Below are 24,460 nucleotides of genomic sequence, written 5' to 3' on the forward strand. Positions count from 1 at the left end.
ACGCCAAGAATATCCTAACTGTAGACACAAATCTTCTCCGTGAAGATGCCCCATCACGTTGGAGACGTAATGCCTAGAACCCCCAGCCCCTGTATTGATGTTTGCAAATTCAAACGCAAAGGCCATTGCATCGGTTGCTCTATGACCGAGGATCAAAAGTCCATGTTCAAGTCATTCAAGAAGGAATCGCACCGCACGGGATTTCTAACGATGCTAATGGCGCAGCAGGCGCACTTGGGAAAATTCGACGGCTGGCGGATTGCCTATGCAAAGAAATGCCGAAAGAAAGGGGCAAAAGATGCCGTTTGAGGATGCCTCCAACAGCTAGAGTTGCGAACACTGAACCCAAAAAGGGAGCCACCAGTGGCCCCCCTTCGTCAAAACCTGCAGCAAAAGTAGCGCAGTGTCAGGCCAGGTGCGACCGCAGGAACCACGCAAACTTTTCGTGGACCTGACCTCGCGCAATGCACAAATCTTCGGTCAATGTGTCACCGTACTTGGCCGCCAGCTCGCCGCAGCCAGCAATAGTCGCGGCAAGCGTTTCTTGTGCATCCTGCATCATCTTGATCATGTTTTTATCGGACGCGTGACCGTCATGCTCCGCGACTTTAGACCGCTTAATCATGCTAGCGAGTGTGCCCTCTGCATGGGCGTCAATAGCTCGAATGCGTTCAGCCAGATCGTCCTGCCCGATAAAATGATCTTCATAAATTTTCTGGAACAAATCGTGCAGTGGACCAAATGCCATGCCTTTTACATTCCAGTGAAAATTCTGCGCCAGCATTGTGGTCACAGCTGTTTCAGCCACCGACTGGTTAAGCGCCTCCGCGATGGCGGTTTGTGCGTCGGTGCTCAGTGCGGTTGCTGTCTGTGTCATTGTCTTTCTCCAGGTGATTAAAAATTTTGGCTTGCAAAAAGGCTGGCTAAAAGATTATTTAATCCACCAGCCTCAGGATGCAAGAAATTTTTAGAACCATTCTAATTCTGAGAAAATTGGTCAGAAATTCCATTTATCAAAAACGCGATGTTGCGTTGATACATTTTGGGCACCCGCGATCGGATCAGAAACGTTAAACTATGGCCGTCCCCACCACGCGACGCAATCACCGCCCGCATCAACCAAGCCTCATCAAATGATAAGGCGACCGTACCCGGTTGATAGAAAATTGGCTTGGTCCTGATCGCCTCACGCAAACATTTCAGCAGCGCCTGAGAAAACGCATCGCGCGCAACGTCTTCTTTGTTGGACAACACCGCACAGGCCTTGAACAAATCGGTCTGTGCTGCAACACGGCAGTCTAATGCCGTCATCCTCAACACATTTAAAACGCCCCGCCATTCAGCTGACAGCAGGGCCGCTGGTTGGGGCAAAGCATCTGATTCTTGACGTGGGCGTAATAACTGCATGTCGACAGCTCTTTCGTGGCATAGGCAAGCGGCGGCTTACCGATATACATTCCTGACAATAATCATAAGGTATAAATTAACGAGGTACAAACCCATCAGCGTAAAAATTATGTTCTTACGATTTTCATACAAAAATACTGCCGTTTAACCACTCAGGCCCCATCCACGATCTCGAACAATGCGGGAACTGCCGGACAGGGTGCCAACCCGTTTTCAACCACGTCTGACAATCGGGCCTGATGCAAGAACACATATACATTTGCGCTCAACCCCTCCCATAAACGGTTGGTCATCGATTGCGCTTTCGACCCAGACGCCCCACCAGAAACACCAGCCCCCGTGTGCATCGCAGAGACTGATTCATCCACCGCCTTTAAAACATCAACGATACGAATATCTGACGGTGGGCGCGCCAAACTATATCCTCCACCCGGCCCACGAACGGACGTCACCAGCCCCGCGCCGCGCAACTTGACGAAAAGCTGTTCCAAGTATGTTACCGAAATATCCTGCCGCTTTGCCAAAGCTCTGATACTTACGGGGTGTTCTGTCGCTTCAAGCGCCAAATCTGTCAAAGCTACCATCGCGTAACGGCCTTTTGTGGTCAGCTTCATGAAACAACTCCTTTCTAATATTGAAGTTATAATCTGCACTTCCAGCCAGAAAAGGACAGAGCACGCAGCCTGCGTTTACCTGATGCCAGCCCATTTAACGGACACCATGTGTGGCAGCAAGAACGGAACGCCATAACCCACGGGTGGTGCTGCATTGACCCGAACATCACACTTATACGCTGTCGATAGATGACTGTCTGTCAGAACGCTGGTGGGGTTATCTTGAACGACCATCCGACCAGCTGCCAATAGTGCAACGCTGTCTGCAAACATAGCCGTCAGATTCAAGTCATGCATGACCGCAATCACACTGCCTCCCGCGTCCGCAAAAGCCCTTGTAATCTGCATCACCTCAAGCTGATGCCCAATATCGAGGGCAGACACAGGTTCGTCCAAAAACAACCATGACGGTTTATTGTCGCGCACCGGCTGCCACACCTGCACCATTACGCGGGCCAACTGGCAGCGCTGCTGTTCCCCCCCTGACAGCGCGTGGTAAAAACGCCCCTCAAACCCCTCCAGCCCGACATGGGCCAACGCCCGTGCAGGAAGATTGTCGTCATTGGCATAAAGACCCGCCAGAAGGCCCAGTCGGATGACCTCAAGCACCGTAAACGGAAATGCCAGCACAGTGGCTTGCGGCAGCACTGCGCGGCGCACGGCAAGGGCAGCCGTCGAATATGATCGCACATCCGCCCCATCGAGACTGATTGCGCCAGTGTAGGGCAACTCACCCGTCATCGCTTTAAGGAGCGTCGTTTTACCCGACCCGTTCGGGCCTACAATAACAGTCACAGCACCCGCTTGCGCCGTGAACCAAACGTCTTTCAGAATGGTGGTGCCCGATATGGCGACTGATATATTTTGAACGTCCAGCATTTTACATGTCCAGAATGCCGCGATTGCGCAGCAGGATATAGAGGAAAAACGGCCCACCAATGGTCGCAGTTACAATACCGATTGGTAGTTCTGCAGGGGCGATTATGGTACGAGAAATCATATCAGCGACCAACAATAACGATGCCCCCAATAGCGCCGAGGCTGGCAACAGATACCGATGATCCGGTCCGATTATCAGACGCAAAAGATGCGGTACAACAATACCGACAAACCCAATACCACCAGACACGGCCACCGCTGCCCCAGTTGCACCAGCCACGGTTAGGATCGCCACATACTTCATGCGTTGCACGCGTATCCCCAAATGCTCGGCCGCAGCCTCACCTAATGTCAAGCCGTTCAATCCCTTTGCCAGAAAAGGCGTGGTGGCCAATGCCAAAATGATCAACGGAGCAGCAACAGCAAACTTTGCCCAGGTCGCCCCCGCCAATGATCCAAGGCCCCAAAACGTCAAATCGCGCAGTTGTGCGTCATCGGCCATGTAAACCAGAACACCCGACAGCGCGCCGGACAACGCCCCCACTGCAATGCCAGCCAACAACATAACAGCGACGGAAGTGCGCCCGCCATTGGTCGATACCTTGTAGAGCAACATAGTCGTCAGCCAGCCACCTAGAAATGCGGCAATCGGCACGGTATAAATTCTTGTCAGCGCGGCAATGGCAGGCGGCAACACCCCACCCAAAACGATTGCCAAAATCGCCCCAAGTCCTGCACCCGCACTGACACCAACCAAACCGGGATCGGCCAAAGGGTTGCGAAACAACCCCTGCATGACTGCACCAGATACGGCCAATGATGCGCCAACCAGAACCCCCATCAACATGCGGGGTGCACGGATATCAAACAGGATCACGCTTTCGCGCAACCCGATTTCTTCACCCGCGCCCCATGCCATCAACGCCTCAAACAGGGATGTTCCTGAAGCCCCGACCGTCAGACTCGCGATTGCGACGAAGACAAGCAAAACCGCACTGAACGCAATGACACGGACAGCGAGGCGGCGGCGGTCTCCAGGTGCGGTCCGCCGCGCCTGTTTCACGATTTTGGACGGTTCAAACACAACCATGGGTCATTCATCGCCATACAGGGCTGTGTGCAATTGCAATGCAGCCTTGGGCGTACGTGGACCGAACCCCAGCAGCAATAGACCATCAATGCGCACGACTCTTTGTGTCTGTGCCGCAGCAGTCGTGGAGATCGCAGGGTTCGCCCACAGGTCAGTATTCGCCACCGAATGATCACCCCCACGGTCCATCATAACAATGACGTCAGGATTGGCCGCAGTTATCGCCTCGTCCGTCAGAGGTTTGTATCCCTCGAATTCAGTGATGGCGTTGATGCCGCCAGCCAGATCGATAATGCCGTCTGCAGCGGTATTATCACCCGATGCCATGATCCGCCCACCCTGCGTAGACAGGATGAACATCACCCGTGCAGGTGTATCCATAGACGTATTAAGGGAGGCCAGTTGTGCGTCTACCTCAGCGGCCAACGCGTCACCTTTTTCGGGCACCCCAAGCGCATCTGCAACGGCCCGGATTTTTGCACCGACTGCACTGCGATCATACCCGTCAGGCACGGTGATAAACGGGATATTTGCAGCACGCATCACGGCGATAGTTTCAGGCGGCCCGCTACCGTCTTCGGCGATGATAAGTTGTGGATCAACCGACAGGATGCCTTCGGGCGACAGCGCACGCATGTACCCCACGTCGGGTAAATCTTCAGCCTCGGCGGGATAAGACGACGTGGTATCGCGCGCGATCAAGCGGTCCTGTTCGCCCAACGCGTAGATAATTTCAGTAACCGACCCACCGATTGACAACACACGATCTGCCGATGTTGCGTCGGCTTTAGCGGATGTAACGAGTAACCCGACGGCAATTGCCAATGCAGTAACTGTTGTGGGGATGTTAAATTTAAATGCAGGGATCATGGCTTATGCGTCCTCTGAATGGAGGGTTGGAAGGGTGTCGATCAGGTTGCGAAACGCTGCAGTATGGTCGACCACGTCGTTTTCTTTGCGACGTCCAAACATTTGAAGGATCAGCGCGCCGTGTTGATCAAAAGCCTCGATTGAAATGGCAAATCCGCGTTTGGTTGGCTTTTCAACGGCCCATACCTCGGCCACGTGATCGGTGCGCAGATGCAAGTTGAAATCGGGGTCCATCACGTTTTGCCATGGACCCATCGACTTCACAGCGTTGAGCGGACCGGTGTGAATTTGAATGCAGCCACGGTTGCCGACGAACACCAAGACTTCGGCATCAACCTGCCCCAGTGCAATCAGCGCGTCGTTTAACGCCCAAGGTGCAAGCGCTTTGACGAGCGGCGCACCCGCGATCCGGTACGCACCAAGGCGGTTCATCTTAAGTTTGGATGTCAGCCGCATGAACTGATGCGTGTCCGTCATCCGATTCCATTCTTTGCGCAGGATATCAGCCTTGTTCACATCCGCCTTCGCAGTTTCAACAGCGGCGCGTGCACTCAGTTCTATGCTGTCAGATGTCTCGCCCGTGGCCAGATTGCCAATCATCGCCTCGAAGGCCCCCATGTTCGTACCGTCGCGGCTGAACACCTTGTGAATGGCATCGCCTGCGGCGTCAAACACCTGTAACGAATGACGCGGGCCACTGTCAGTTTCTGTCGTGACAGCAAACCCGTGCACCCAGTGGCTTTGGAATATACGCAGATCAATATCTGCGGTCAGCACCAACGCAGCGTGATCGCCGGGGTGATAATTTTCGTACACACCGACCTTTTCATGCACGACGCTTCTGTTGCGCGTCAGCCCCATCACGGGGCCACATGCGGTCAGTGCAGGCATGATCGCATCAGGTGCTGCTGTGATACGACGCGCACCCTTTGCGGCCACAAGCGCCGCTTCGGCGATACCAAGTTGATCAGCAAGATCGCGCGCACGCATTTTGGAGTTTTCTGCGACGTGATGGCGAATCGCATTCGGTGTAAGCTTGGCGTCCAGTGCCATGTGTCTCGTCCCGTTCTAGCTTTGAAATTGCGGTTTGCAGGTAAGCTGGCAACAGGATTGGCTGGCTGGTGACTACGTCAAATCGGGACGCAATCATATTCTTGACTGTTTTAATAAGGTATCTTAGAGAAGGCAAGGTAAACAGATAATTAACCAGCAAGCCGCCGTACTTTTTCCGGGCCAGCTAGTCACAAAATGACCAGTTTTTGGGAAAAGGAAACGAGATGAAACGCTGTAAAACCGCGCTTCTCAGCGCGACAATTTTAACGTCTGCAACACTTATGACGGCCATTCCTGCGCTCGCACAGGATTTTACCGAAATCGGCACACCGCTTGGGCGCATCGTCCTTGGTGTGGGCGGCGACGGCAACGTTGCAATTGACACGCCGCAAGCCGTGACCGTGATCACCAAAGAAGAAATCGACCGCGAAAACGCCACCACGTTAGGCGAGCTGTTTGACGTTGTGCCAGGCGTTCAAGTGACAGGGTCCGAACGTATCGCTGGAGAATCGTTCAACATTCGCGGCATTGGATCATTTGACCAATCCAGTGAATCCCGCATTATCGTGACCGTCGATGGCGCCACGAAGTTCTATGAACAATACCGTCTTGGATCCTTCTTTGGCGATCCGGCTCTATTTCGCCGTGTCGAGGTGTTACGCGGACCAGCCTCATCTACGTTGTATGGATCGGGCGCATTAGGGGGCGTGGTTGTCGTAGAAACTAAAGACGCCTCTGATTTCTTGATCAACACCGACACCGCCATCCAAACGCGCCTAAGCTATGGCAACAACAATGATGAAATCAAAAGTTCGGTTATTTTTGCGACTCGCCCGTCAGACAACTTCGAAACGCTCGTGTCGTTAAGCTATCGTCAGGCGGGCGATTATACGACGGGCGACGGTAGCGTCGTCGCCTCTGAATTTGACGCCATTTCCGGCTTGTTGAAATCACGTTTGACATTTGGGGATGACAACCCCCAAGCGCTGACATTTTCTTACTCTCGCGGCGAAAGCGATCTGGACGACACGCAACTGTCACAGACCAATTCCAGTGCTTTCTTTGGAACGGTCGACCGGAACTTGGTGGATCAGACTTTGGCCATCCGTTATGAAAATCCAATGTTGGGCAATAACCTGATCGATCTGGATGTCGTGCTCAGCTATTCGGACACGCAAAATGAACAGTCCAATCCATCATTGGGCTTCTTGTGCGCCATAGGAAATTTCGAAGTCTTATGCCCGTCTGAGTATGGCTATGAAACGGCCAGCTTAAAGGTGGAAAACGTATCTGAAATTACTGGCGATAATTATGTGGCGTACATCACTGCAGGCGTTCAACTGTCATATCAGGAACGAAGCGCGCAAAATTCGCTTGGCACGCCATCGTTTCACCCAGAAGGAACAGATGAAAAAGTTGGGATTTACGTTCAGGGTGAATTTATTTTCAATGATAGTCTGACCCTTATTCCAGGCCTCCGGGTTGATCAGGTGAACCTGACACCTGCGGATGGAACAACGCTTGCAGAATCCAGTGAAACGTCCTTTTCACCCAAATTAGCGCTACATTACGAAATCGACGACACATTTTCTGTCTTCGGATCTGTGTCACGTACAGAACGCGCGCCGACTTTGGATGAACTCTTTTCGTCGGATGCGGATGAGCCGAACACTCCAAATCTTGTGTCAGAAACAGCTACATCCGTTGAACTGGGCCTCAGCGCGAGCTACGCAGGTCTTTTGACGTCCGACGATGTTCTCGACTTCAAAGTAACGACGTTTTATTCTGAAATTGACAACCTGATCAGCCGCGACAGTACGGCAGCCACGCCTTTCTACAATCAAGTCGATGCATCAAAAATTTATGGTGCTGAGGTCGAAGTAGCCTATCAATCCGACGCTATGTTTGCGCGAGCGGCCTATTCAGACGTGCGTGGGGAAGATTCAGCTACAGGTGTGATCCTGTCATCAATTCCTGCACGGTCACTGAACTTAACGATCGGCGGGCAGAACCAAGATCTTGGTTTGCGGTATGGTTGGCAAGGTAATTTGGTCGACGGCATCGAATACGCCGCGACTGAGTTTTCCGGCTATGCCGTGCATGATCTGTTCGTCGACTGGTCGCCGCAACAGGGGGCCATGGAGGGTTTCAATGTGGGCTTCCGCGTTAACAACGTGCTTGATCGTCAGTATCAAAATTCGCTGGCCGGTGACGCTGGCAAAGGACGGTCTTACGAGATCAGCCTGACACGCGGGTTCGAGTTTTAAGATGGCACATAGCAAAATAACAAGAACGCAAATAATGGGCTTGGTGGCGGCACTCCTCGTGGTGTTTCCTGCCCCTGTAATTGCGCAACAGGAGGGGGCTGCAGACGTCGCCCCCTCCATCACTGTAGAACTCAACGGCGTGACCCCCCGCGACAGCGCATGCCAGTTAACGTTTTTTTTGACCAACACGTTTGACAGCGACATCACCGGACTTGTGTTGGAAACAGTTCTATTAACCAAAGACGGCGTGGTAGATCGCTTGACCCTGTTCGACATGCGTGACGTCCCCACGGAGCGCCCGCGTGTGCGCCAATTCGACGTCCCGGATCTGGACTGCGAAACCTTAGGACAGGTCCTGATAAATGGCTTATCAACTTGCGAAGGCAGTGGCCTGACACCCAAAGTTTGTTTAAACTCAATGTCTCTTTCGTCCCGTATCGAAGTTGAAGTTCTGGGATGACGTTTCTGATCAGCCTGCAAACACAACTTTGGTCCATTTATGATCTTGGCGGTCCCGTTGTCGCAATCCTAATCGGTCTGTCCGTCGTGTCGTTATCTGTGATCTTGTGGAAACTGTGGCAGTTCATGACACTTGGCGTCGGGCAACATCGTGAAATCAAACGCGCGATCACCAATTGGGACCACGGCCAACGCGATGAGGCAAAGCACACCCTACTGCAAAGCAGAAATGCCGTGGCAATCTCCCTGATACGTGGCGACATTACTGCCCAAAAATCCCGGATCGAAGCCGACATCAGTGCGCATCTTGCGCGGTTGGAGAGTGGGTTTCGCATTCTCGACAGTATTGCGCAGATAGCGCCACTGCTAGGCCTGTTCGGGACGGTTCTGGGCATGATCGATGCATTTCAAGCGCTGCAAGACGCTGGCGCCTCCGTCGATCCATCCTTGTTGGCAGGTGGTATCTGGGTAGCCCTTCTCACGACTGCCGCTGGCCTTGCGGTCGCGATGCCAACGTCACTGGCCCTGACTTATTTTGACTCCCGTGTGGCCGCCGAACGCACCCTCGCCGAAACTGCGATCGAAGCACGATTTACACCCTTATCGCTAAAACCAGAGCAAAATGTCGCTTAGGACGGCTCAAACCCGCCGCAAGGCGATTTCAATGACATCACTTATTGACGTCATTTTTTTGTTGCTCCTGTTCTTCATGCTCAGCTCGACGTTCACGCAGTTTTCAGAAATCCAGCTGTTCGGGGCGCAGGCAGGCTCAAAAAGCCGCAAAAACCAATCAGAAGACGTACCGATATTTTTACAACTGACACAGGATGCTTTGCGGTTGAACGGGCAAGAATTCAACCTTTCACGATTGCCTGCAGGCATAACGAGCTTGCGCGGGCTGGACGTACAAACTGTCCTGGTCTCGGCAACGTCCGACACCGTGACGGCGCAACGTCTGGTTGACACGCTTGTCGTGCTGGCAACACTTACCGACCTCAATGTCATCGTGCTGGAATAGACATGACCCTGCGTACCCCCACCCCACGGTCACGTCCTGAACCCACAATTGCGTTGATCAATATCGTGTTCCTCATGCTGATTTTCTTCATGATTGCAGGGACATTGGCCACGCCGTTGGATGATCAGGTCACACTTGTATCAACCGAAAACCTCGACGGGCGCGCGCCACCAGACGCAACTGTTTTGACGTCGGATGGTACATTGCGCTATCGCGGCACGAGCACATTACCCGAAAGTATCATCGCCCGTGCCACCAAGGACGGGGATCAAATCGAGGTTCGCATTGTCGTGGATCGTGCAGTCCCAGCAACCGTTCTGATGGGGCATGTCGCAGCCCTGCGCGAGGCGGGTGCAACATCCGTTTGGATCATCACCGAGCGAGGGCTTTGAAATGGGCCTGAAACATACCGCAATTATATGCATCGTGGCATCCGCCGCCATGCACACAGCGGCCGTCACCCAAATTGCAGTCCCTGATGCGGGTTTGGCCGCTGCAAGCCCACCGCCTGCACTGGTCAGCTCGGGCAACAGCTTCGCTGACATGGTCATGGGCACACCGGCAACATCGCCACCAGAGCCGGTTGAACCGCGCGAAGCAGAGGACATGCTATCCGGTGAACCCACGCCCACTGCCACGCAAATGCCTGCGCCAACGCAGATTACTCCGACTGCCGCAGGTATTGAGCTAAAGCCTGACGACATCACAGACGGCGTGGCAGATGTTCAGGCGACGATCCTTGCTCCAACTAACTCAGTGGAAATTCAACCTACAGCCATTTCTACCACCGCCTCAGTGCAGCCCCAAACTATTTACTTTTTGCCCGACGTGATCGTCAACGATGTTACATCCGATGCCGTTCGCCCAGCGAACCGCCCAACGAATCTGGGCCAAACACCGCAACCACGGCGCCAGCCCGCACCGCAACGCACAACCGCTGCGCCCTCGGGCGGCGGCGCGCAGCAGGATATCATGCGCGGATCGAACACTCAGACCGCACCAACCAGCCAGCAGACAACCCAAGGTCAGGGCAATCAAGCCGATCAGGCCGCCATTGCAGCCGCACGTCAGGCCGCAGCGAATTACCCGAATCAAATCGTTCGCCGCATTAACCGCGTTAGACGCGAAAGCACCCGCGCTCGCGGCGTGGCTGTCGTCAGCTTTCAGATTTCGGGGTCCGGACAACTGGCCGCTGTTAGCATTGCGCGAAGTTCCGGCAACGTGGACTTTGACCGTGTAGCGCTAAACCATATCCAGCGCGCCTCGCCTTTTCCCGCCCCCCCGTCCGGCGCGCGAACATCGTTTACGTTCGAGTTCCAGGGCCGCTAAATTGCGTGTATCCTAAAAGCGCGTGGCAAAAAATTGATCTACATCGCCCTGTTTATCTGTTCGATCTACGGCTGCTATTTTGGAGCCGATCTGGGGATCATCCTGCTCGCCATCACGCAGACCATGGGCTTCAGCGGGTTTCATATCGCCAACAGTATCATACACCTACTCGCCACCAGTTTTACCATATTCAGCATCATGCCCTTCAGGATTGGCGGCCTGATCGCGCGGCCAAAAGCCCTGACTATGATGGTCGGCAGCACCAGCGGGGGCTACCTTGGTAGACGCCAAGCAAAACAGTTGAACCAAAACATCCTAAGCAGTTATGTCATTAATTTTGGCCTGCTTTTGTCTACCGTCTATTCCATGCGCACCTATTGCTGATACGGCCTACATTTCTCGACAGCACCATCACAACCGCACCACCGCGAGCAGTGGCCGTTTGGGGGGTCTCCGTTTGTTTGTGTCTGGATCAAGTCGAGCCGCCAACGACAGCCCCTGTTCCACAATGCGAGGCGGTATATGACCACCCGTCAGGCTCGCCAAAATCTCACGGGCCTGCGGTGTTCTGTCTGCGCGCATGGCCGCAATGAGCGACAGCACGTCAACCTCGTCAGCAGTCAGATGTTCACTCACATCAATGTCCAACGGGTCACAATAGGTTAGGGGAACAGGACGGCTGCGCAGAATAGTTTCTAAGAACTTCTGCGTGTCATGGGCAATCGACAGGCCGCGCGCTTCACCCCACGTGCCCGACGCAGCTGCGAATGCATAGCGCCACCCTTGCGTGTCCGGACGCAAGAACGCGTTTAGAAAATGCCGTACGACAGGTAGGAGTGCCTTGCTGACGGCATCCAACTGAACGTTCCGCGGAGCCATATCAGCGTGCATAAAAGTCATACCTTGCACCTTTGCACACCGATGCGCCTTGGCAATATTGCCACAACATCAGGCACGTCATCTAAGTGAGTATTGGGATCAAACGTCAGGATGGGCCCCGCCGATTTCCCCGCGAACCGCGCGTTTGCCACTGGTGCCGCGCACAACCCTGGCTGCAGGCTGGAACACGTCAATTGTGCCAGCTTGCCCATCGCCAGATGCGTATTCAAAAGGTCAGACATAGGCAGCCTCCCCGTTTACGCGGGCCAGCTGTGGCAGCACTGATGCCAGCCGCGTTAACGCATCCAATGATGGCTCGGTGTCGTTGCCTTCGCACAACATCATCAACTCGGTGCGAGCCTGTCCCATCCGACCCGTACGCACTGCGTGGACGGCCGACATAAATCTACGTTCATGCTCAGTCACGATAGCGGCACAGTCAGGACATGTCGGCGAGTTAAAACAATACACAGATCGGCGCGCGTGGCGCACGGCCATCAACGCGCACAGCAACCGCGCGCCGATCAGCGGTCCCTCAACGTCCCCGAAAGAGGTTTCTGCCCAACTGAGCCCACCCATCCACGCTTGTGAATTCGGCAGCGCAAAGGATTGAAAGTAGAACCGCGCGATAGTTAGAAGATCTCCCTCAACCTCATCATGACGAGCATCGGTGCGCATTATTTCTTTTGGCTGAAGAACGCGGTTACACTGCATATTGGCATTACTATTCGTCATAATCGGACCTCTGTTTACTTTAGAATGTTCACCTATCTGGCAGTTCTGAAAACAGGGCTCGACGAGGGTGAGAACGTGATACACTAATCCTGAGTATTTCCATCAGGAAAGCAAGGCCTTATTAAATTTAGCTAACTTGGGCCACTTGATAAACGCTGGCGCAATGAACACCACGGCGTTTCCGCTTCAGCGCGACCGAAACGCAGTTGAGAAGATTTATCACTGCCAGTGTGGTTGGTTTTTATCACCGCCTTAAACCAGCCAACCTTGACTTGGCGCAGATAACATCAAGCTTTAGACGGCGCTGCGTTAGCTTGAACTGAAGATGGTTTCCTGGTCCAAATATTTGCGGCGGCAACCGTCCAATGTCGCTGATCTTTATGACCGAGCTACTCAGGCACGGTCTCAAACAACGGCTCGTCGCCGCACATGACTTGGCGTTGCAGACATTTGAAAACACAAATACCTGCTTGAGTTCTTCGCCGCCGCATTGCTGAAAGAGCGGGAACTAGATCAACGGCAGATTGAATTATTTATTTCAGGTGCGAATGTCGTCCCCTTTGCCGCAGCAAAACCAAACGCACTGCCGTTCTAGAGCGCGAACAATCTAGGAGCCCGATCTAAAACTATTTGAGTGAGTTCAGTAGTTTGTGATTCTGTTCGGTTGTGAAGCTGAATGGAGATCACAATGGCTTGGACTAAACTCACCCGCCGTCAACATGACCGAAATGGCGATAAATACGCAAGCGATATGAACGATGCGGAATGGGCGTTGATAGCGCCTTCAACGTCGCCACCGAAGACAACTGGTCGGCCCCGTACGACACGTTTGCGCGACGTGGTTGACGCGCTCCTCTACATTGCAACGACCGGATGCCAATGGCGTATGTTGCCCAACGACTTTCCTCCGGTTTCAACGGTTCGGGGCTATTTCTACGCGTGGCGCGATGACGGCTTGCTTGATGAGATAAATCAGAAGCTGGTCGAAGCTGCGCGTCTGGCCGAGAACCGCAAAGCCCAGCCAACGGCAGGGGTCATAGATAGCCAGAGCGTAAAAACCACTGAAAGCGGTGGTACTAGGGGGTATGATGCGGGCAAACGGATCAAGGGCCACAAGCGCCAAATCGTAACCGATACGGTTGGATTGCTGATAGGCTTGGTGGTCCACAGCGCCTGAATTCAGGACCGCCCCTCTCAGCGATGCAAGCATCGCCTGCCGGGCAATGAATGGCGCACCCGATGTGCTGAAAGTGATCGCCTCGCGCTATCCATCATTGCGACATGTATTTGCGGATGGCGGGTATGCAGGACCCAAACTGCGGGACGCGCTAAAGGCCCTCGGCCGATGGACCGTCCAGATCGTCAAACGCTCTGACACCGCGGAGGGCTTTGAAGTGCTGCCGCGGCGGTGGGTCGTCGAGCGCACCTTCGCCTGGCTGAACCGATGTCGCCGCCTATCGAAAGATTGGGAGAAATCCATCGCAATCGCAGAGGCTTGGATCCTCATCGCGCATATCAGACGCGTCACACGGCATCTCGCAAGTAATTGAGAACGTTCAGTTAGTTTTGAGTCAGACTCTAAGAGTGGTGGATTTCCGCAAATCCCAACCAAGGCAGCACATCTAACTGCAACATTGGGGCCGTTTGTTGGGGCGTGGACGAATTGAAAGCTGAAGCTCAAAATTATCGCACTAGATTATAAATCGGTTGGCTCACCGGACCGCCAGAGAGACAGGGGTGCTCGACGAAATCTGCTCTTAAATGAAAGACGTAAGGATAAAGAATGCCAAAACAGACTGTGGAACGACTAAATAAAAGCAACCATACTAGAAATCGCCAAAAGAAAAATATCCCTAACAGCGTCATCTGTGCAGCTTGTATTATCATAGTCGTGGCTACGATAAGGACGATGTTTGTCGGGCCCTAAGCGATCAGTCCGTCAATGGCTTGTGGGGCTGATCGCACTTTGCGTTTGGCCAGAGACACCGTAAAACTGCCGATTCTGGCAAGCCAGAAACGGCTTGGTGACGGCCCACGACATACCAACGAAAAGTACAGTCGTACGGAACCTATTGGTCCGGCCCATCCAGATAATCGTCCTGCCCTTGGATGCAAAGCGTCTCAGCCTCCGCCCTTGCGTCAACGGTAAGGTCGTCACGTCGCAGAAAATGAACAATTTTGGCGACACACTTGGTCGCCTTTGCCAGTTGGCCTTCCAACCGAGCGCGGAATTGAACGAATTCGTATATCAACGGCCTCAGTTCCTGCCTCATCCATACTGGAGCCTTCCAGATTGCCTCTTGATTGCTCATAATAAGCTTGCCGCTTTCATTCTCCTTAAGAGTTCCTGCGACCATTTCTGCAATGACCGCTTTGAATGCAGCAATCCCGTTTTTAAGTTCACCCTTCTGAGCATCAAATTCTGCTCGATCTGACTTCAAGCGCTCGGCTTGAGTATGCCGCTCTGCTGATAATTCTTTCTCTGTATTGATCGCAGCCAATGTGGCTTCTTCAGCTTTCACTTTCGCAAGAACCGCTGTGTCCTTTTCGGCCTTGGCCTTCGCAACATCAGCTTGTGCCGCATCTTGTAGTCTTTCTATTTCCGCCAGTTTTGCATCCGCATCCTTGGCCAGTTCAACATATTTAGCCGCCCGTTCTTGCGCATGCTGTTCAGCAGTTTGAGCCTGTCCTGCTTGCTGCCTTGCGACCTTGGCAGCATCCTCAGCCACCGCACCTGCAGCAGCTGAAGCCTTGGCTTTACGTTCAACCTCAGCCTCCCGTTCCTTTGCGTTAAGTATCATCAGCTCAGTGATCAACTCATCTAGCTCGATTTCGGATTGCCGATCATCCAACGCCGCTGCCTTAGATGCGGACGCCACGTCGAATGCCACCCTTTGCGCTTCCAGTTGCTCAAGTTCTTCTTGAACGGCAGCACTTCGCGCATCAACAGCCACTTGCTGCGCGCTGACATACTGTAAGTAATTTTGTCTGTCCTCTTCAAGATTTTTACAATCTGCCGCATGCTCAGCGTCTTTCCATGCGGCGCTTTCCATGTGCGCCTGCACGTCAACTTCATGGTCAGTACGCAGTTGTTTTATGTCCGCCCCCTGCGTTTTGGCCTCCCGATACATCGCATCAATCTTGATCTGAGCCTTGGCGCTTTGCACCGTAGTCTGAAGCAGTTTAGCCTCCTTGGTTGCCAACCGTTTCATGTAGACGCGTGCCAGTTTCAGCTGCTTTGCTGACTTATTGCGTTTCGCCACCACCTTACTCAAATGGCCTTGCGTTTTTTCAATCGATCCCTGCAGTTGGACGGACTCAGCGGTCAGGATATCCAGAGAGGTTTCCAGTGCTGCAATCTCTTTCGGCAGGTCTTCATGAAGCCGCTTGACGGATTTATGGATGGTATCGGCGAAATCTGCTCCAGCCTTGATCCGGTCCCATTTTCTATGACCTCGCTCAATGTCCAGGCAATAGTGCTGCATGACCTCTGCCGCGATGTCTTGCAGCTCGGCTGACACTGTATACGTGGCAATTTTGGAGACGGGCAGCCCCTCGTTCGTATATCCGCGCAACGTAAAATGAGCATGGTTTGCGCTTTCATCTAAATGGACAACCAAGCCTTCGAGGCTCGTAGACAGGCGATCAGCAATCCGTTCAGCCAGTTCCAGATACGCTGCGTTTTGCTGCTCGTCCGACAGGCACGCGAACATGACCTGCGCCTCATGTCCAAAGGTCATGATCCCTGCAACCACAACCGCAGCATTAGATTTCATCGCCCGAACACAGCCACGCTGTGAGCGCAGACCTTCATTCTCACGATGGATTTCTGGGAGAGGGCGAAGCACACCTAAAACCCGATTGAGATGGTTACGGTCACCGTCAACGTATTTCGGCTGCGGACCGATCCTCAGATCATGCCGCCTCTGTGTTTTGGCACGCGACATTGATCTTGCCGCGATCCGCGCAGAAGCCGCTCGAGGGTTGCTTTTCGCCTCATCAAGGAGGTGTGTAAGGATATCATTTTGCATCCCAATTTAATCACTGGGACTTGTGAAAGTACAAAACAGTTTTCTGAGTTATTAACGATTTACTTTATATTTTTTGGATGGCTACGGAATAACCTACTAGACATAATCTCGCCCTCAAGGGGCTCTGTTATGTCTTTCCGGTGAAGTGGGATGCTGCGCTCCCCCTTTCAAAACCCCAAAGCTGAAGGGGCAAGCCGCCCCTCTCAACACCCCCTTCTGACGTCTAAATCCAACCAACGCTTGGCTCCAGACGACAGGCCAACAGCCTGTTGGATCCGGCCACCTTCAGCCATCACTGTAAAATTTGGGTTCTCTATTTTTGAGTTTGGGTGATCTATTCTTGCTGTTCCCAAACAACTCAAAGTCAACTTTGGTGTCGTAACAGCATCAGATTTGGCACTTTACGCGGGACTGACGTCGAGAGCTTGTCGGTTGGAAACAACTTGGTTGTGTCAATTGCTGTTTACTATCCGATTTGGTCAGCACTTCAGCCAATCCCATTTATTTTGGGGCGTTCCCCTTGGTTGATCGGAACCACTTATTTCGGAAATAAATTTTCCTAAACTTCGGCTTTGATCCCATTTGACAGCCCAGGCTGCCATCTTCTGTCAAGTCTCACGGCTGCCACAGGCACGTCAAAAGCCCCATTATTCAACTGCTTTATGGCCCGTAAATCATCCTCGGCGTTAAGTTATCAACAGTTTCTAATGACCTGGATACTATAATAACAAGTTTTTCGAAGCGCCCATGTATACGTATTGGCTGACCAACGATCATTAAGGTCAGCACACTGTAAGATTAGATAACGCGCCTGTTTTCATAGACTTGGGGCGGCCGGAGAAGCTTTGTCATGCTCAGTCTAAAGAAGAACAACACACATCAGATTGCAGGTCAGCCCAAGACTGGTGCCACGTCTCGACTGGTTTCTACGCCGTTGTCTCTTGTCAAACAGCCGAGAGCCTCCCACCCTATTATCTCTGCCCTCGTACAACTTCTGGCGCGCCAAGTTGCTCGCGATGCCTTTGAACGACAGGCATCGACCACGTTTGATCCTCTGCAGTAGTAAGGGCCACCATGCTCAATACCAACCGACCAAAACGCGCAGCGATCTACGCACGCTACTCGACAGACATGCAGTCCGCAGCCTCCATCGACGACCAGTTGCGCCTGTGTCGTCGCATTTGTGAAGCACAGGGCTGGTCGGTCGTCGAAGAGTTCCGCGACGAGGCCATCAGCGGTCAGACGGATTGCCGCCCCGGTTTTGAGGCATTGCGCCAAAAGGGCCAAGACGGTCACTTTGACGTGGTTGTTTCAGAATCCATGGACCGCCTATCGAGGGATCAAGAACACATTGCCGGTCTTTATAAACGATTGGCATTCCGTGACTGTGAGCTCTTCACGCAGGCCGAAGGGCTGGTGAATGAGATGCTCGTTGGAATGAAGGGCACAATGAATGCGCTTTTCATCAAAGATCTTGGCGCAAAGACCCGCCGTGGCCAAGAAGGACGTGTTCATACCGGCAAATCAGCGGGTGGCTGTGGCTACGGTTACCGCGTCGACCGGCAGCTTTTGCCTGACGGCACTTGGACGACAGGTGATTTGATGATTGTCCCTGAGGAGGTGCGTGTGGTGCATCGGATTTTTCGAGAATATGATCAAGGACAGTCATCACGTGCAATCGCTGTCGGGTTAAACAGGGATGGCATCCCGGCCCCAAGATCTGGCAAAGGAACCGGCACTTGGTCGTTCTCAACGATTTCAGGGAACAGGAAGCGTGGGACAGGAATTCTCAACAATGAACTTTATCTTGGCGTCCGCGTCTGGAATCGCCAACGATACGTCAAAGACCCGACAACTGGCAAACGCCAAGCACGTGCAAACCCGCCAGAGAAGTGGGTCAGGAATGAAGTCCCTGAGCTTCGCTTGGTGGATGATGATCTGTGGGCGCGGATCAAACATCGTCAGGGCGCTGTCAGGGACGTCATGATCAATGCTGGCGATAACGGCGGCCCAGACGTCAATGTACTCGGCACGGCGCGGCGCGCAAAGTATCTGTTTTCAGGTTTGCTGAAGTGCGGCTGTTGTGGTGGTTCTTATACCTTGATGAACAAGACCAAATACGGCTGCGCCTCTAATCGCAACAAGGGCACCTGTGACAATCGCAAACTGATCAAGCGCGAAGAGGTCGAAGACCGCGTGCTCAACGGCCTGAAGGGCAAGCTATTACATCCGACCATGCTCACCGCGTTCGTTACTGAGTATCACCTTGAGTGGAACAGGCTGCAGAGAAATACAGTTTCTGAGCGAAGCGCTGCAACAGCCGAGCTGAAGGTTGTTACACAAAAAATCGACAAAATCGTGGAAGCCATCACCGAAGGCATGTTTCATATTTCGATGAAAGCCAAGATGGATAACCTCGAAGCCCGAAAGGTGGCGATCGTGGCCAAGCTGGATGCAATGTCATCAGACGAACCTGTTCACCTCCACCCAGCCCTTGCGCAAGTCTACGAAGATAAGATCGGCGCGCTTGCGGCCAGCCTGAATGATGACGCAACACGGCCCGAGGCGATTGAGCTTTTACGCGGGTTGGTTTCAGAGGTTCGGCTGCACCCAGACAAAGACGCTTCCAGTGGTCATACCATTGAATTATTTGGTGAATTAGCCGCCATCTTCGAGTTGTCAGAGCCCAGAAACGACAAAGCCCGCCGTATTAAGGGCGGGGTGTCGGTTACGATGGTTGCGGGAGTAGGATTTGAACCTACGACCTTCAGGTTATGAGCCGTGACACAACGATTTTACCAAATTGAATGATTTCAATTCTTTACGCGTTAAGCCATTGATATCACGAACTGAGTTCACACTCGTCGAACTTGTTTCACCGGTTTTAGACGCTTCCAGAAGTGCTCAAAACCGCGTTCGAGTGTTGACCAGACGTTGACAAGAGCAGTGCCGACGACATCCGGAAAGTAATCGCCCCACGCCACCGCATGATCAAATACGTGCACGCTTGGAGGCGGCCACGGCTGTGTTCTGCAGTTCGCGACGCGTTGCACGCGCGGCAGCCTTGCGCAGAGGCTGTGTGGAAACTCTGCTGATATTGAGTGCGGCTGTAGCTTCTGCCGTTTGTGTTCATTTGGCGTGGGGTTTTTATTTCAACTGTTTCGAGGGTTCGTGGGGTCAACGGTAGCCATTTGTGACAGATCCAGCATTTCAGGCCCCTATTTCAGGGCAAACGAAGCCTCTTACGCCTTCATGGCCGCGATCATCGCCGGAATGCCCATGATCTTCATCACGCGGGTCATGTTGTAGGCCAGCACATGCAGCGCCATCTCGGTGGCCACGTTTTTCAACCGTCTCATCTTGAAGTGTGTGGCCCCCATCCAAGATTTGATGGTGCCGTAGGGATGCTCGACGGTCATGCTGCGAACAGCAAGTTGGGCCGGGTCTGCGTCCAACCTTTCCTGCACGCGCTCAAGCACGTCCTCATGTTCCCACCGACGAACGCGCCGTTCTTTGCCAGTGGTGCATTTTGCTTTGAGAACGCATTCAGCGCAGGCCCCCGACCAATATGATCTGAGAGCTTTGCCGTCTTGTTGGCCAGTAAATCTGTAGGTCAGCTTCTCACCTGCTGGGCAGACATAGACATCATGGTCGCTGTCGTAGGCGAAGTCAGCCTTATCAAACTGACCGCGCGCACCCGCGTTTGATGTCATGGGTTTGGGGACAACAACTGAGATACCAGCCTCTTCGCTAGCGACAATTTCCTCGCCCTTGTAATAGCCCTTGTCGGCGATTGCTGTGAGCTGATCCGTTGTCATGACGTCGTTCGCTGCCGCCGCCATCATCGACAAAGCATCCCGGTCAAACCCAAGCATCGTGACTTCGTGCGCAACGATGAGATGGTTATCAGCCTCGACAGCCGTTTGAACATTATAGCCAACAATACGTGGCATCCGCGCTGTTGTTGCCATTGATCTGGCGTCTGGGTCGCTGAATGAGACCTGCGTTTCTCCAGTCTCATCCATCCGCTGTTCAATCGATCTGTAACGCAAGGCCTCCTTTTGCAGATGTTCCAGCTTTCGCAGGGTGCGTTCCATGCGGGCTTCTGGCAGCACCGTGCCAGTCTGCTCGAAGACCTCATCGGCACGGTCCAACTCGCCCAAATAACGCTCAATTGCTTTGTCGACCTCGCCCAACTTCTGGCGCAACTTGCCGCGCGTGTAATTTTTGGCCTTAGAGTTCACGGCCTTGAAGCGGCTGCCATCGATGGCGACCACGTCCCCATCAAGTAGATCCATGTTGCGACAAAGGGCGACGAACTGCTGGCATACTTTGCGGATCGCGGGCCCGTTATCTTTCCGAAAATCCGCAATCGTCTTGAAGTCTGGCCTCAACCGACCCGTCAGCCAAATGAGCTCCAGATTGCGCCCGCACTCACGTTCCAAACGTCGCGACGACTGCACTTGATTGAGGTATCCGTAGAGATAAATCCGCAGCATCAGCCCCGGATGATAACCAGGCCGACCCGTCGCGGCAGGTTGCGCGCTGAAGCCAAGAACCGCCAAATCAAGCATGTCGGCAAAAGCATCAATGGCGCGGACGTGGCTATTCTCATCAACATAATCGTCGAGGTGTTCAGGAAGCAACATCGTCTGCTGACGGTCTAAACCTTCGATGAAATGCGCCATGAATGACCTCCATACGGTGTACGGAAATTATAGCATAAATCGGAAAAATTGGGAGAGTTTTCACACAGCCTCCGCAGGGAGCTGCCAGTGCAATGCTGCGAACCGAAATCGTCTTTTAAGGCGCGACCGGCCCAAGGCGGCCCTTCATGGAAGAGGATCACTACGGTGCCGCTCCCTAATAGTGGGCATTGATTTTGGGAAGCTTCAAGCGATCAATCTAAAGGGCACCGAGTAGCTGCCGCCTACGGCTTCCAGTTTAAGGCAAAACAGCCACATTTACATGAGATTGCTTTGGCTCCCGCCACAGGGTGCTTGGTACGAACCAGTTGTTGGCAGTCGGAACACACAAAAAGGCTGACCAACTTGTCGATGTCTTCAAGAAGCACATCGATGTCACCACCAACAATTTTCTCTTTATTGTCATGGGAGTCGAGGTTTGCGATTAGCGTAGAACCCGCGAGGTCCGAAAACACTGAGTGGTTTACCATATCAGGCGACTTAACCTTTAGCGTTGAGCGAAGTTGTGACAGCAACTCTTCTGGCATACGTTTTTCGTTTAATTCATTGAACCGAAACGCAACTTTGACTTCCAGAGCATTACAGACATCCTTCAGGATGGCTTCAAGTAGCTTGCGCAAATCGTTTGTAACATCTTCTTTACCCTTTTTTTGCTCGATCAACCCCCGCAGAATGGAAGGGCTATTCTCCAAGAGAATGCCGTTGTCATTGTCTGAACTTACCTCGTGAAACAGCCAACCCGCCGGACCCATTTCGCGCTTGATCAGATCGAACCAGACACTCTCATGAGTCAGGATGATTACCTGCCAATCCGAAAATTCTTCTTTCAGCAGGCGCAGTAACCGTCTGCGGTGATTAATATCGAAGCTAGTAACGATATCGTCCAGAACGAGAAACCGCACTTGCTTGTTGAATATTCGTGCGTTCGCCAAGAAGAGCACGACACCCAAACTATTAAGGTGGCTTTCGCTCAGATATTTGCGCGGCGGCTGCGTCGCATCACCGTGAAACGAGTATTCAAACTCAACCCCTTCTTCGCCCACCATTGCCAGACGGACGTTATCAACACTCTCATTGGGGTGCAGTTTCTGATAAAATTTTCCGACATCCGCGCTGATCATATCCAGAACAGCTTGAAGCGCCTTGTTCTGCACTTTCACGAACTCATCAAAAATAGTTGAGAGCGTCAGGATCTGCGCTTCAAAAGCTGTGATAGTACGGTGGCTGGCCTCGTATAATTTAACGTTACTGCTAAGCGTTTGCAGAGTCGTCAGGACTTCCGCGATCTGCTTCTCGAATTCAGTCAGTTCGAGTTTCTTGGCAGCGGCCTTCGCTGCTGTAGCCGACGCTACGCACTTTTCATTCAAATCAGAGACGGCTTCTTCAAAACCATCGGGTGAGACTAACACTGCCAAGGTTTCATAGGCGGTCTTGACTGCTTTGTAGCCGTTGCGGAGTGACTGATAGCCCGTCTTGGCACTTTTCACCAATGCATCGAATTCCACCATATCAGCATATTCTGTTACAACTGAATTGGTCTTCGTTCCTGCATCCGCGATGGCCAACAGAAGTTCGTCTTTCGCCTGGCCGCACGCATCAAGCCTAGCCTGTAGCTCCCCGAGTGCCGCGATCCGCTGAGCGACTTCGCCTTGAAGGTTTTCGATCTGGTAATGACTTAGGCAAAAGGGACACTCATCCTCGGTGAACGTCTCTTCATCGATAACCGTTTTACCCTTAACGAGAAATTCGCTCAGACGAAGCTTGTTGACGTTCTCGCGTTCTTTTGCCAAAGCATTGTAGTCATCAGAAAAATCTTCCAACTTCTCAGTTACGTTGCCGAGATCGGCTTGAAGGGTTTTGCAAAGTTGTTCCAGCAAATTCAATCGTTGCGCAGCCTTGATCTTGTCGGCACTATTCCCAAGGCCTCGCAGTTCATCGACCGCTTTTGTGTAGCTCGCCTCGTCCACGATTTCCGTGGTAATTTCAAACGGATCTATAAGTCCCTTGGCGATCTCCAAAAAGACAGCGCGATCCGGAACAACCTGACCCACTGACTCGATCATTGCGGATTGCAAGCTTTCCGATTGCTGCTTCGCTCCTGTGTAGTCACCGTCGTTTTGAAGTGCATTGCGCGACTGCTGAATGACCGAGCGAAACTGAATTATTTCTTCAAAGCCGATGATACGCGCAATCGCTTCGCGCTTTCGTCCCTTGGTTTCATCCAGAAATCTAACGATATCCGCATGCCGCAAGATAATCCGATCGCCTTTGAGGTCTTCCAGAAGATTGGCCACATCTGGATGGCCATAGGTCGTACTTGCCTTCAAAGCTGCGGAAAGACTCTTTGAACCGTTTTGATCCACACCGTCAAAGGCAACTTCGACAATGCTAGCGTCGTCATCTTCGCATTTGACATGGCGCAGCGCGTCTAGCTTGCAATCTTCCTTCCACAGATGCTCGATCCGGTCACGGATGAACCATTCCAGCGCATCGGTGATCGTGCTCTTGCCCGCAGCGTTTTCACCGTAGATTGCTACGCTGCGATGTTTTTTGGTGAAGTCGAGCGGTGACTTGAACCGGGCACCACGAAAACCAGTGGCCGTGAGGGAACGCAGCTTAGTCATCTGCACCGCCCTCAACTACCCGAGCGCTGATCGCTGCTTTGCGCAGAGCTTCGAGTTGCCGAAGCAAATTGATCTTGGTTAGCTTGCCCTCATCACGCAGACTGCCGACAGCTTGTACCGTGCCCAACTCAAGGTCTTGGTCTTTCACTTGGTCATCAAGGAAATCGGTGACAACTTCGGTAGCGGTCTTGATTTTTTCGTTGGCCATAAATGTTAATTCCCAATAATGTACCTTGATGCGAATACTGTTTACAAAAGCCTACAACCTGCGCGAGCAAGAAATCAAGTTTGTTCAAGGCGTTGCAGGAATCTATTTTATCTATCTTGTAGATTTGGAAATCTCTTATCCTTTTCAATCCTCTAAGCTAATTTATATTGGTATGAGCGAATCAAAGCATAATAGCCTATCGATGCGGTTGAGAGGACATCTAACAGGGCAGTCGGGCAATACTGGAATCAGCAACTATGCCGCGAACTACAAAGTCAAATTCACATACTA

23 protein-coding genes and 1 pseudogene are annotated in these 24,460 nt (G+C 52.7%); 10 read left to right on the forward strand and 14 right to left on the reverse strand.

From position 1 onward, the window contains the following. Nucleotides 1–69 precede the first annotated feature (69 nt). On the forward strand, nucleotides 70–309 hold the full coding sequence (locus OAN307_RS22525) for a DUF1289 domain-containing protein (protein ID WP_044044274.1): 240 nt from the start codon (nucleotides 70–72) through the stop codon (nucleotides 307–309). A 97-nt stretch (nucleotides 310–406) separates the two neighbouring features. On the opposite strand, the gene OAN307_RS22530 is transcribed toward OAN307_RS22525, so the two are convergent. The 7 genes from OAN307_RS22530 to OAN307_RS22560 all read right to left on the reverse strand — a co-directional run bounded on the left by OAN307_RS22530 (nucleotide 407) and on the right by OAN307_RS22560 (nucleotide 5,913). After that, complete coding sequence (locus tag OAN307_RS22530) at nucleotides 407–877, reverse strand: Dps family protein (protein WP_015501734.1); 471 nt, start codon at nucleotides 875–877, stop codon at nucleotides 407–409. A 101-nt stretch (nucleotides 878–978) separates the two neighbouring features. Then, complete coding sequence (locus OAN307_RS22535; protein WP_144055667.1) at nucleotides 979–1,311, reverse strand: hypothetical protein; 333 nt, start codon at nucleotides 1,309–1,311, stop codon at nucleotides 979–981. Between the two features lie 248 nt (nucleotides 1,312–1,559). Further along, on the reverse strand, nucleotides 1,560–2,021 hold the full coding sequence (locus OAN307_RS22540) for an Rrf2 family transcriptional regulator (RefSeq protein WP_015501736.1): 462 nt from the start codon (nucleotides 2,019–2,021) through the stop codon (nucleotides 1,560–1,562). A 75-nt stretch (nucleotides 2,022–2,096) separates the two neighbouring features. Then, the gene (locus OAN307_RS22545; protein ID WP_044044276.1) at nucleotides 2,097–2,900 is read right to left on the reverse strand and encodes a heme ABC transporter ATP-binding protein; all 804 of its coding nucleotides are present in this window, start codon (nucleotides 2,898–2,900) and stop codon (nucleotides 2,097–2,099) included. 1 nt (nucleotide 2,901) lies between these two features. Then, on the reverse strand, nucleotides 2,902–3,990 hold the full coding sequence (locus tag OAN307_RS22550) for a FecCD family ABC transporter permease (protein ID WP_015501737.1): 1,089 nt from the start codon (nucleotides 3,988–3,990) through the stop codon (nucleotides 2,902–2,904). A gap of 3 nt (nucleotides 3,991–3,993) precedes the next feature. Further along, entirely contained in the window at nucleotides 3,994–4,860 is an 867-nt protein-coding gene (locus OAN307_RS22555) for a heme/hemin ABC transporter substrate-binding protein (protein ID WP_015501738.1), read from the reverse strand. 3 nt (nucleotides 4,861–4,863) lie between these two features. Next, nucleotides 4,864–5,913 (reverse strand): hemin-degrading factor, encoded by a 1,050-nt coding sequence (locus tag OAN307_RS22560; RefSeq protein WP_015501739.1) that lies wholly within the window; start codon nucleotides 5,911–5,913, stop codon nucleotides 4,864–4,866. 224 nt (nucleotides 5,914–6,137) lie between these two features. Here OAN307_RS22560 and OAN307_RS22565 point away from each other — a divergent pair, with 224 nt between their 5' ends. The 7 genes from OAN307_RS22565 to OAN307_RS22595 are packed head-to-tail and all read left to right on the forward strand — an operon-like array spanning nucleotide 6,138 to nucleotide 11,370. Next, the gene (locus tag OAN307_RS22565) at nucleotides 6,138–8,180 is read left to right on the forward strand and encodes a TonB-dependent receptor domain-containing protein (protein ID WP_144055668.1); all 2,043 of its coding nucleotides are present in this window, start codon (nucleotides 6,138–6,140) and stop codon (nucleotides 8,178–8,180) included. Nucleotides 8,181–8,223: 43 nt separating this feature from the next. Further along, nucleotides 8,224–8,640 carry a hypothetical protein gene (locus tag OAN307_RS22570; protein ID WP_148287090.1) on the forward strand — a complete coding sequence of 139 codons (417 nt, stop codon included), beginning with the start codon at nucleotides 8,224–8,226 and terminating at the stop codon, nucleotides 8,638–8,640. After that, nucleotides 8,637–9,272 (forward strand): MotA/TolQ/ExbB proton channel family protein, encoded by a 636-nt coding sequence (locus OAN307_RS22575; RefSeq protein WP_015501741.1) that lies wholly within the window; start codon nucleotides 8,637–8,639, stop codon nucleotides 9,270–9,272. Before OAN307_RS22570 ends, OAN307_RS22575 begins: the two co-directional genes overlap by 4 nt. A gap of 31 nt (nucleotides 9,273–9,303) precedes the next feature. After that, complete coding sequence (locus tag OAN307_RS22580) at nucleotides 9,304–9,657, forward strand: biopolymer transporter ExbD (RefSeq protein ID WP_044045096.1); 354 nt, start codon at nucleotides 9,304–9,306, stop codon at nucleotides 9,655–9,657. A gap of 2 nt (nucleotides 9,658–9,659) precedes the next feature. Continuing rightward, nucleotides 9,660–10,049 carry an ExbD/TolR family protein gene (locus OAN307_RS22585; RefSeq protein WP_015501743.1) on the forward strand — a complete coding sequence of 130 codons (390 nt, stop codon included), beginning with the start codon at nucleotides 9,660–9,662 and terminating at the stop codon, nucleotides 10,047–10,049. A 1-nt stretch (nucleotide 10,050) separates the two neighbouring features. Further along, nucleotides 10,051–10,986 (forward strand): energy transducer TonB family protein, encoded by a 936-nt coding sequence (locus tag OAN307_RS22590; RefSeq protein WP_015501744.1) that lies wholly within the window; start codon nucleotides 10,051–10,053, stop codon nucleotides 10,984–10,986. Nucleotides 10,987–11,019: 33 nt separating this feature from the next. Next, nucleotides 11,020–11,370, forward strand: a complete 351-nt coding sequence (locus OAN307_RS22595) for a hypothetical protein (RefSeq protein WP_015501745.1) — start codon at nucleotides 11,020–11,022, stop codon at nucleotides 11,368–11,370. A 27-nt stretch (nucleotides 11,371–11,397) separates the two neighbouring features. On the opposite strand, the gene OAN307_RS22600 is transcribed toward OAN307_RS22595, so the two are convergent. Genes OAN307_RS22600 through OAN307_RS22610 form a run of 3 tightly spaced genes read right to left on the reverse strand, consistent with a single transcriptional unit; the run spans nucleotide 11,398 to nucleotide 12,600 of the window. Then, entirely contained in the window at nucleotides 11,398–11,865 is a 468-nt protein-coding gene (locus OAN307_RS22600; RefSeq protein WP_245540930.1) for a hypothetical protein, read from the reverse strand. Nucleotides 11,866–11,882: 17 nt separating this feature from the next. Further along, nucleotides 11,883–12,107, reverse strand: coding sequence for a hypothetical protein (locus OAN307_RS22605; protein ID WP_015501747.1), 225 nt, complete (start codon nucleotides 12,105–12,107; stop codon nucleotides 11,883–11,885). Further along, complete coding sequence (locus tag OAN307_RS22610; protein WP_015501748.1) at nucleotides 12,100–12,600, reverse strand: hypothetical protein; 501 nt, start codon at nucleotides 12,598–12,600, stop codon at nucleotides 12,100–12,102. The genes OAN307_RS22605 and OAN307_RS22610 overlap by 8 nt, the downstream gene beginning before the upstream one ends. A gap of 688 nt (nucleotides 12,601–13,288) precedes the next feature. On the opposite strand from OAN307_RS22610, the pseudogene OAN307_RS27325 reads away from it, so the two are divergent. Continuing rightward, nucleotides 13,289–14,150 (forward strand): annotated as a pseudogene (locus OAN307_RS27325) (IS5 family transposase). 519 nt (nucleotides 14,151–14,669) lie between these two features. On the opposite strand, the gene OAN307_RS22625 reads toward OAN307_RS27325, so the two are convergent. Continuing rightward, complete coding sequence (locus tag OAN307_RS22625; RefSeq protein WP_144055669.1) at nucleotides 14,670–16,355, reverse strand: hypothetical protein; 1,686 nt, start codon at nucleotides 16,353–16,355, stop codon at nucleotides 14,670–14,672. A 1,350-nt stretch (nucleotides 16,356–17,705) separates the two neighbouring features. On the opposite strand from OAN307_RS22625, the gene OAN307_RS22630 reads away from it, so the two are divergent. Continuing rightward, nucleotides 17,706–19,409: a recombinase family protein gene (locus tag OAN307_RS22630; protein WP_015501750.1), complete on the forward strand. Its 1,704-nt coding sequence runs from the start codon at nucleotides 17,706–17,708 to the stop codon at nucleotides 19,407–19,409. A gap of 464 nt (nucleotides 19,410–19,873) precedes the next feature. Here OAN307_RS22630 and OAN307_RS22635 read toward each other — a convergent pair whose 3' ends face one another. The 3 genes from OAN307_RS22635 to OAN307_RS22645 form a co-directional block, all read right to left on the reverse strand. Beyond that, entirely contained in the window at nucleotides 19,874–21,319 is a 1,446-nt protein-coding gene (locus OAN307_RS22635; RefSeq protein ID WP_015501751.1) for an IS1182 family transposase, read from the reverse strand. Between the two features lie 242 nt (nucleotides 21,320–21,561). Continuing rightward, nucleotides 21,562–23,961, reverse strand: coding sequence for an AAA family ATPase (locus tag OAN307_RS22640; protein ID WP_015501752.1), 2,400 nt, complete (start codon nucleotides 23,959–23,961; stop codon nucleotides 21,562–21,564). Next, nucleotides 23,954–24,169 carry a hypothetical protein gene (locus OAN307_RS22645; RefSeq protein WP_051068083.1) on the reverse strand — a complete coding sequence of 72 codons (216 nt, stop codon included), beginning with the start codon at nucleotides 24,167–24,169 and terminating at the stop codon, nucleotides 23,954–23,956. The genes OAN307_RS22640 and OAN307_RS22645 overlap by 8 nt, the downstream gene beginning before the upstream one ends. Nucleotides 24,170–24,460 lie beyond the last annotated feature (291 nt).

Source organism: Octadecabacter antarcticus 307 (genome assembly GCF_000155675.2).
Taxonomy (GTDB): domain Bacteria; phylum Pseudomonadota; class Alphaproteobacteria; order Rhodobacterales; family Rhodobacteraceae; genus Octadecabacter; species Octadecabacter antarcticus.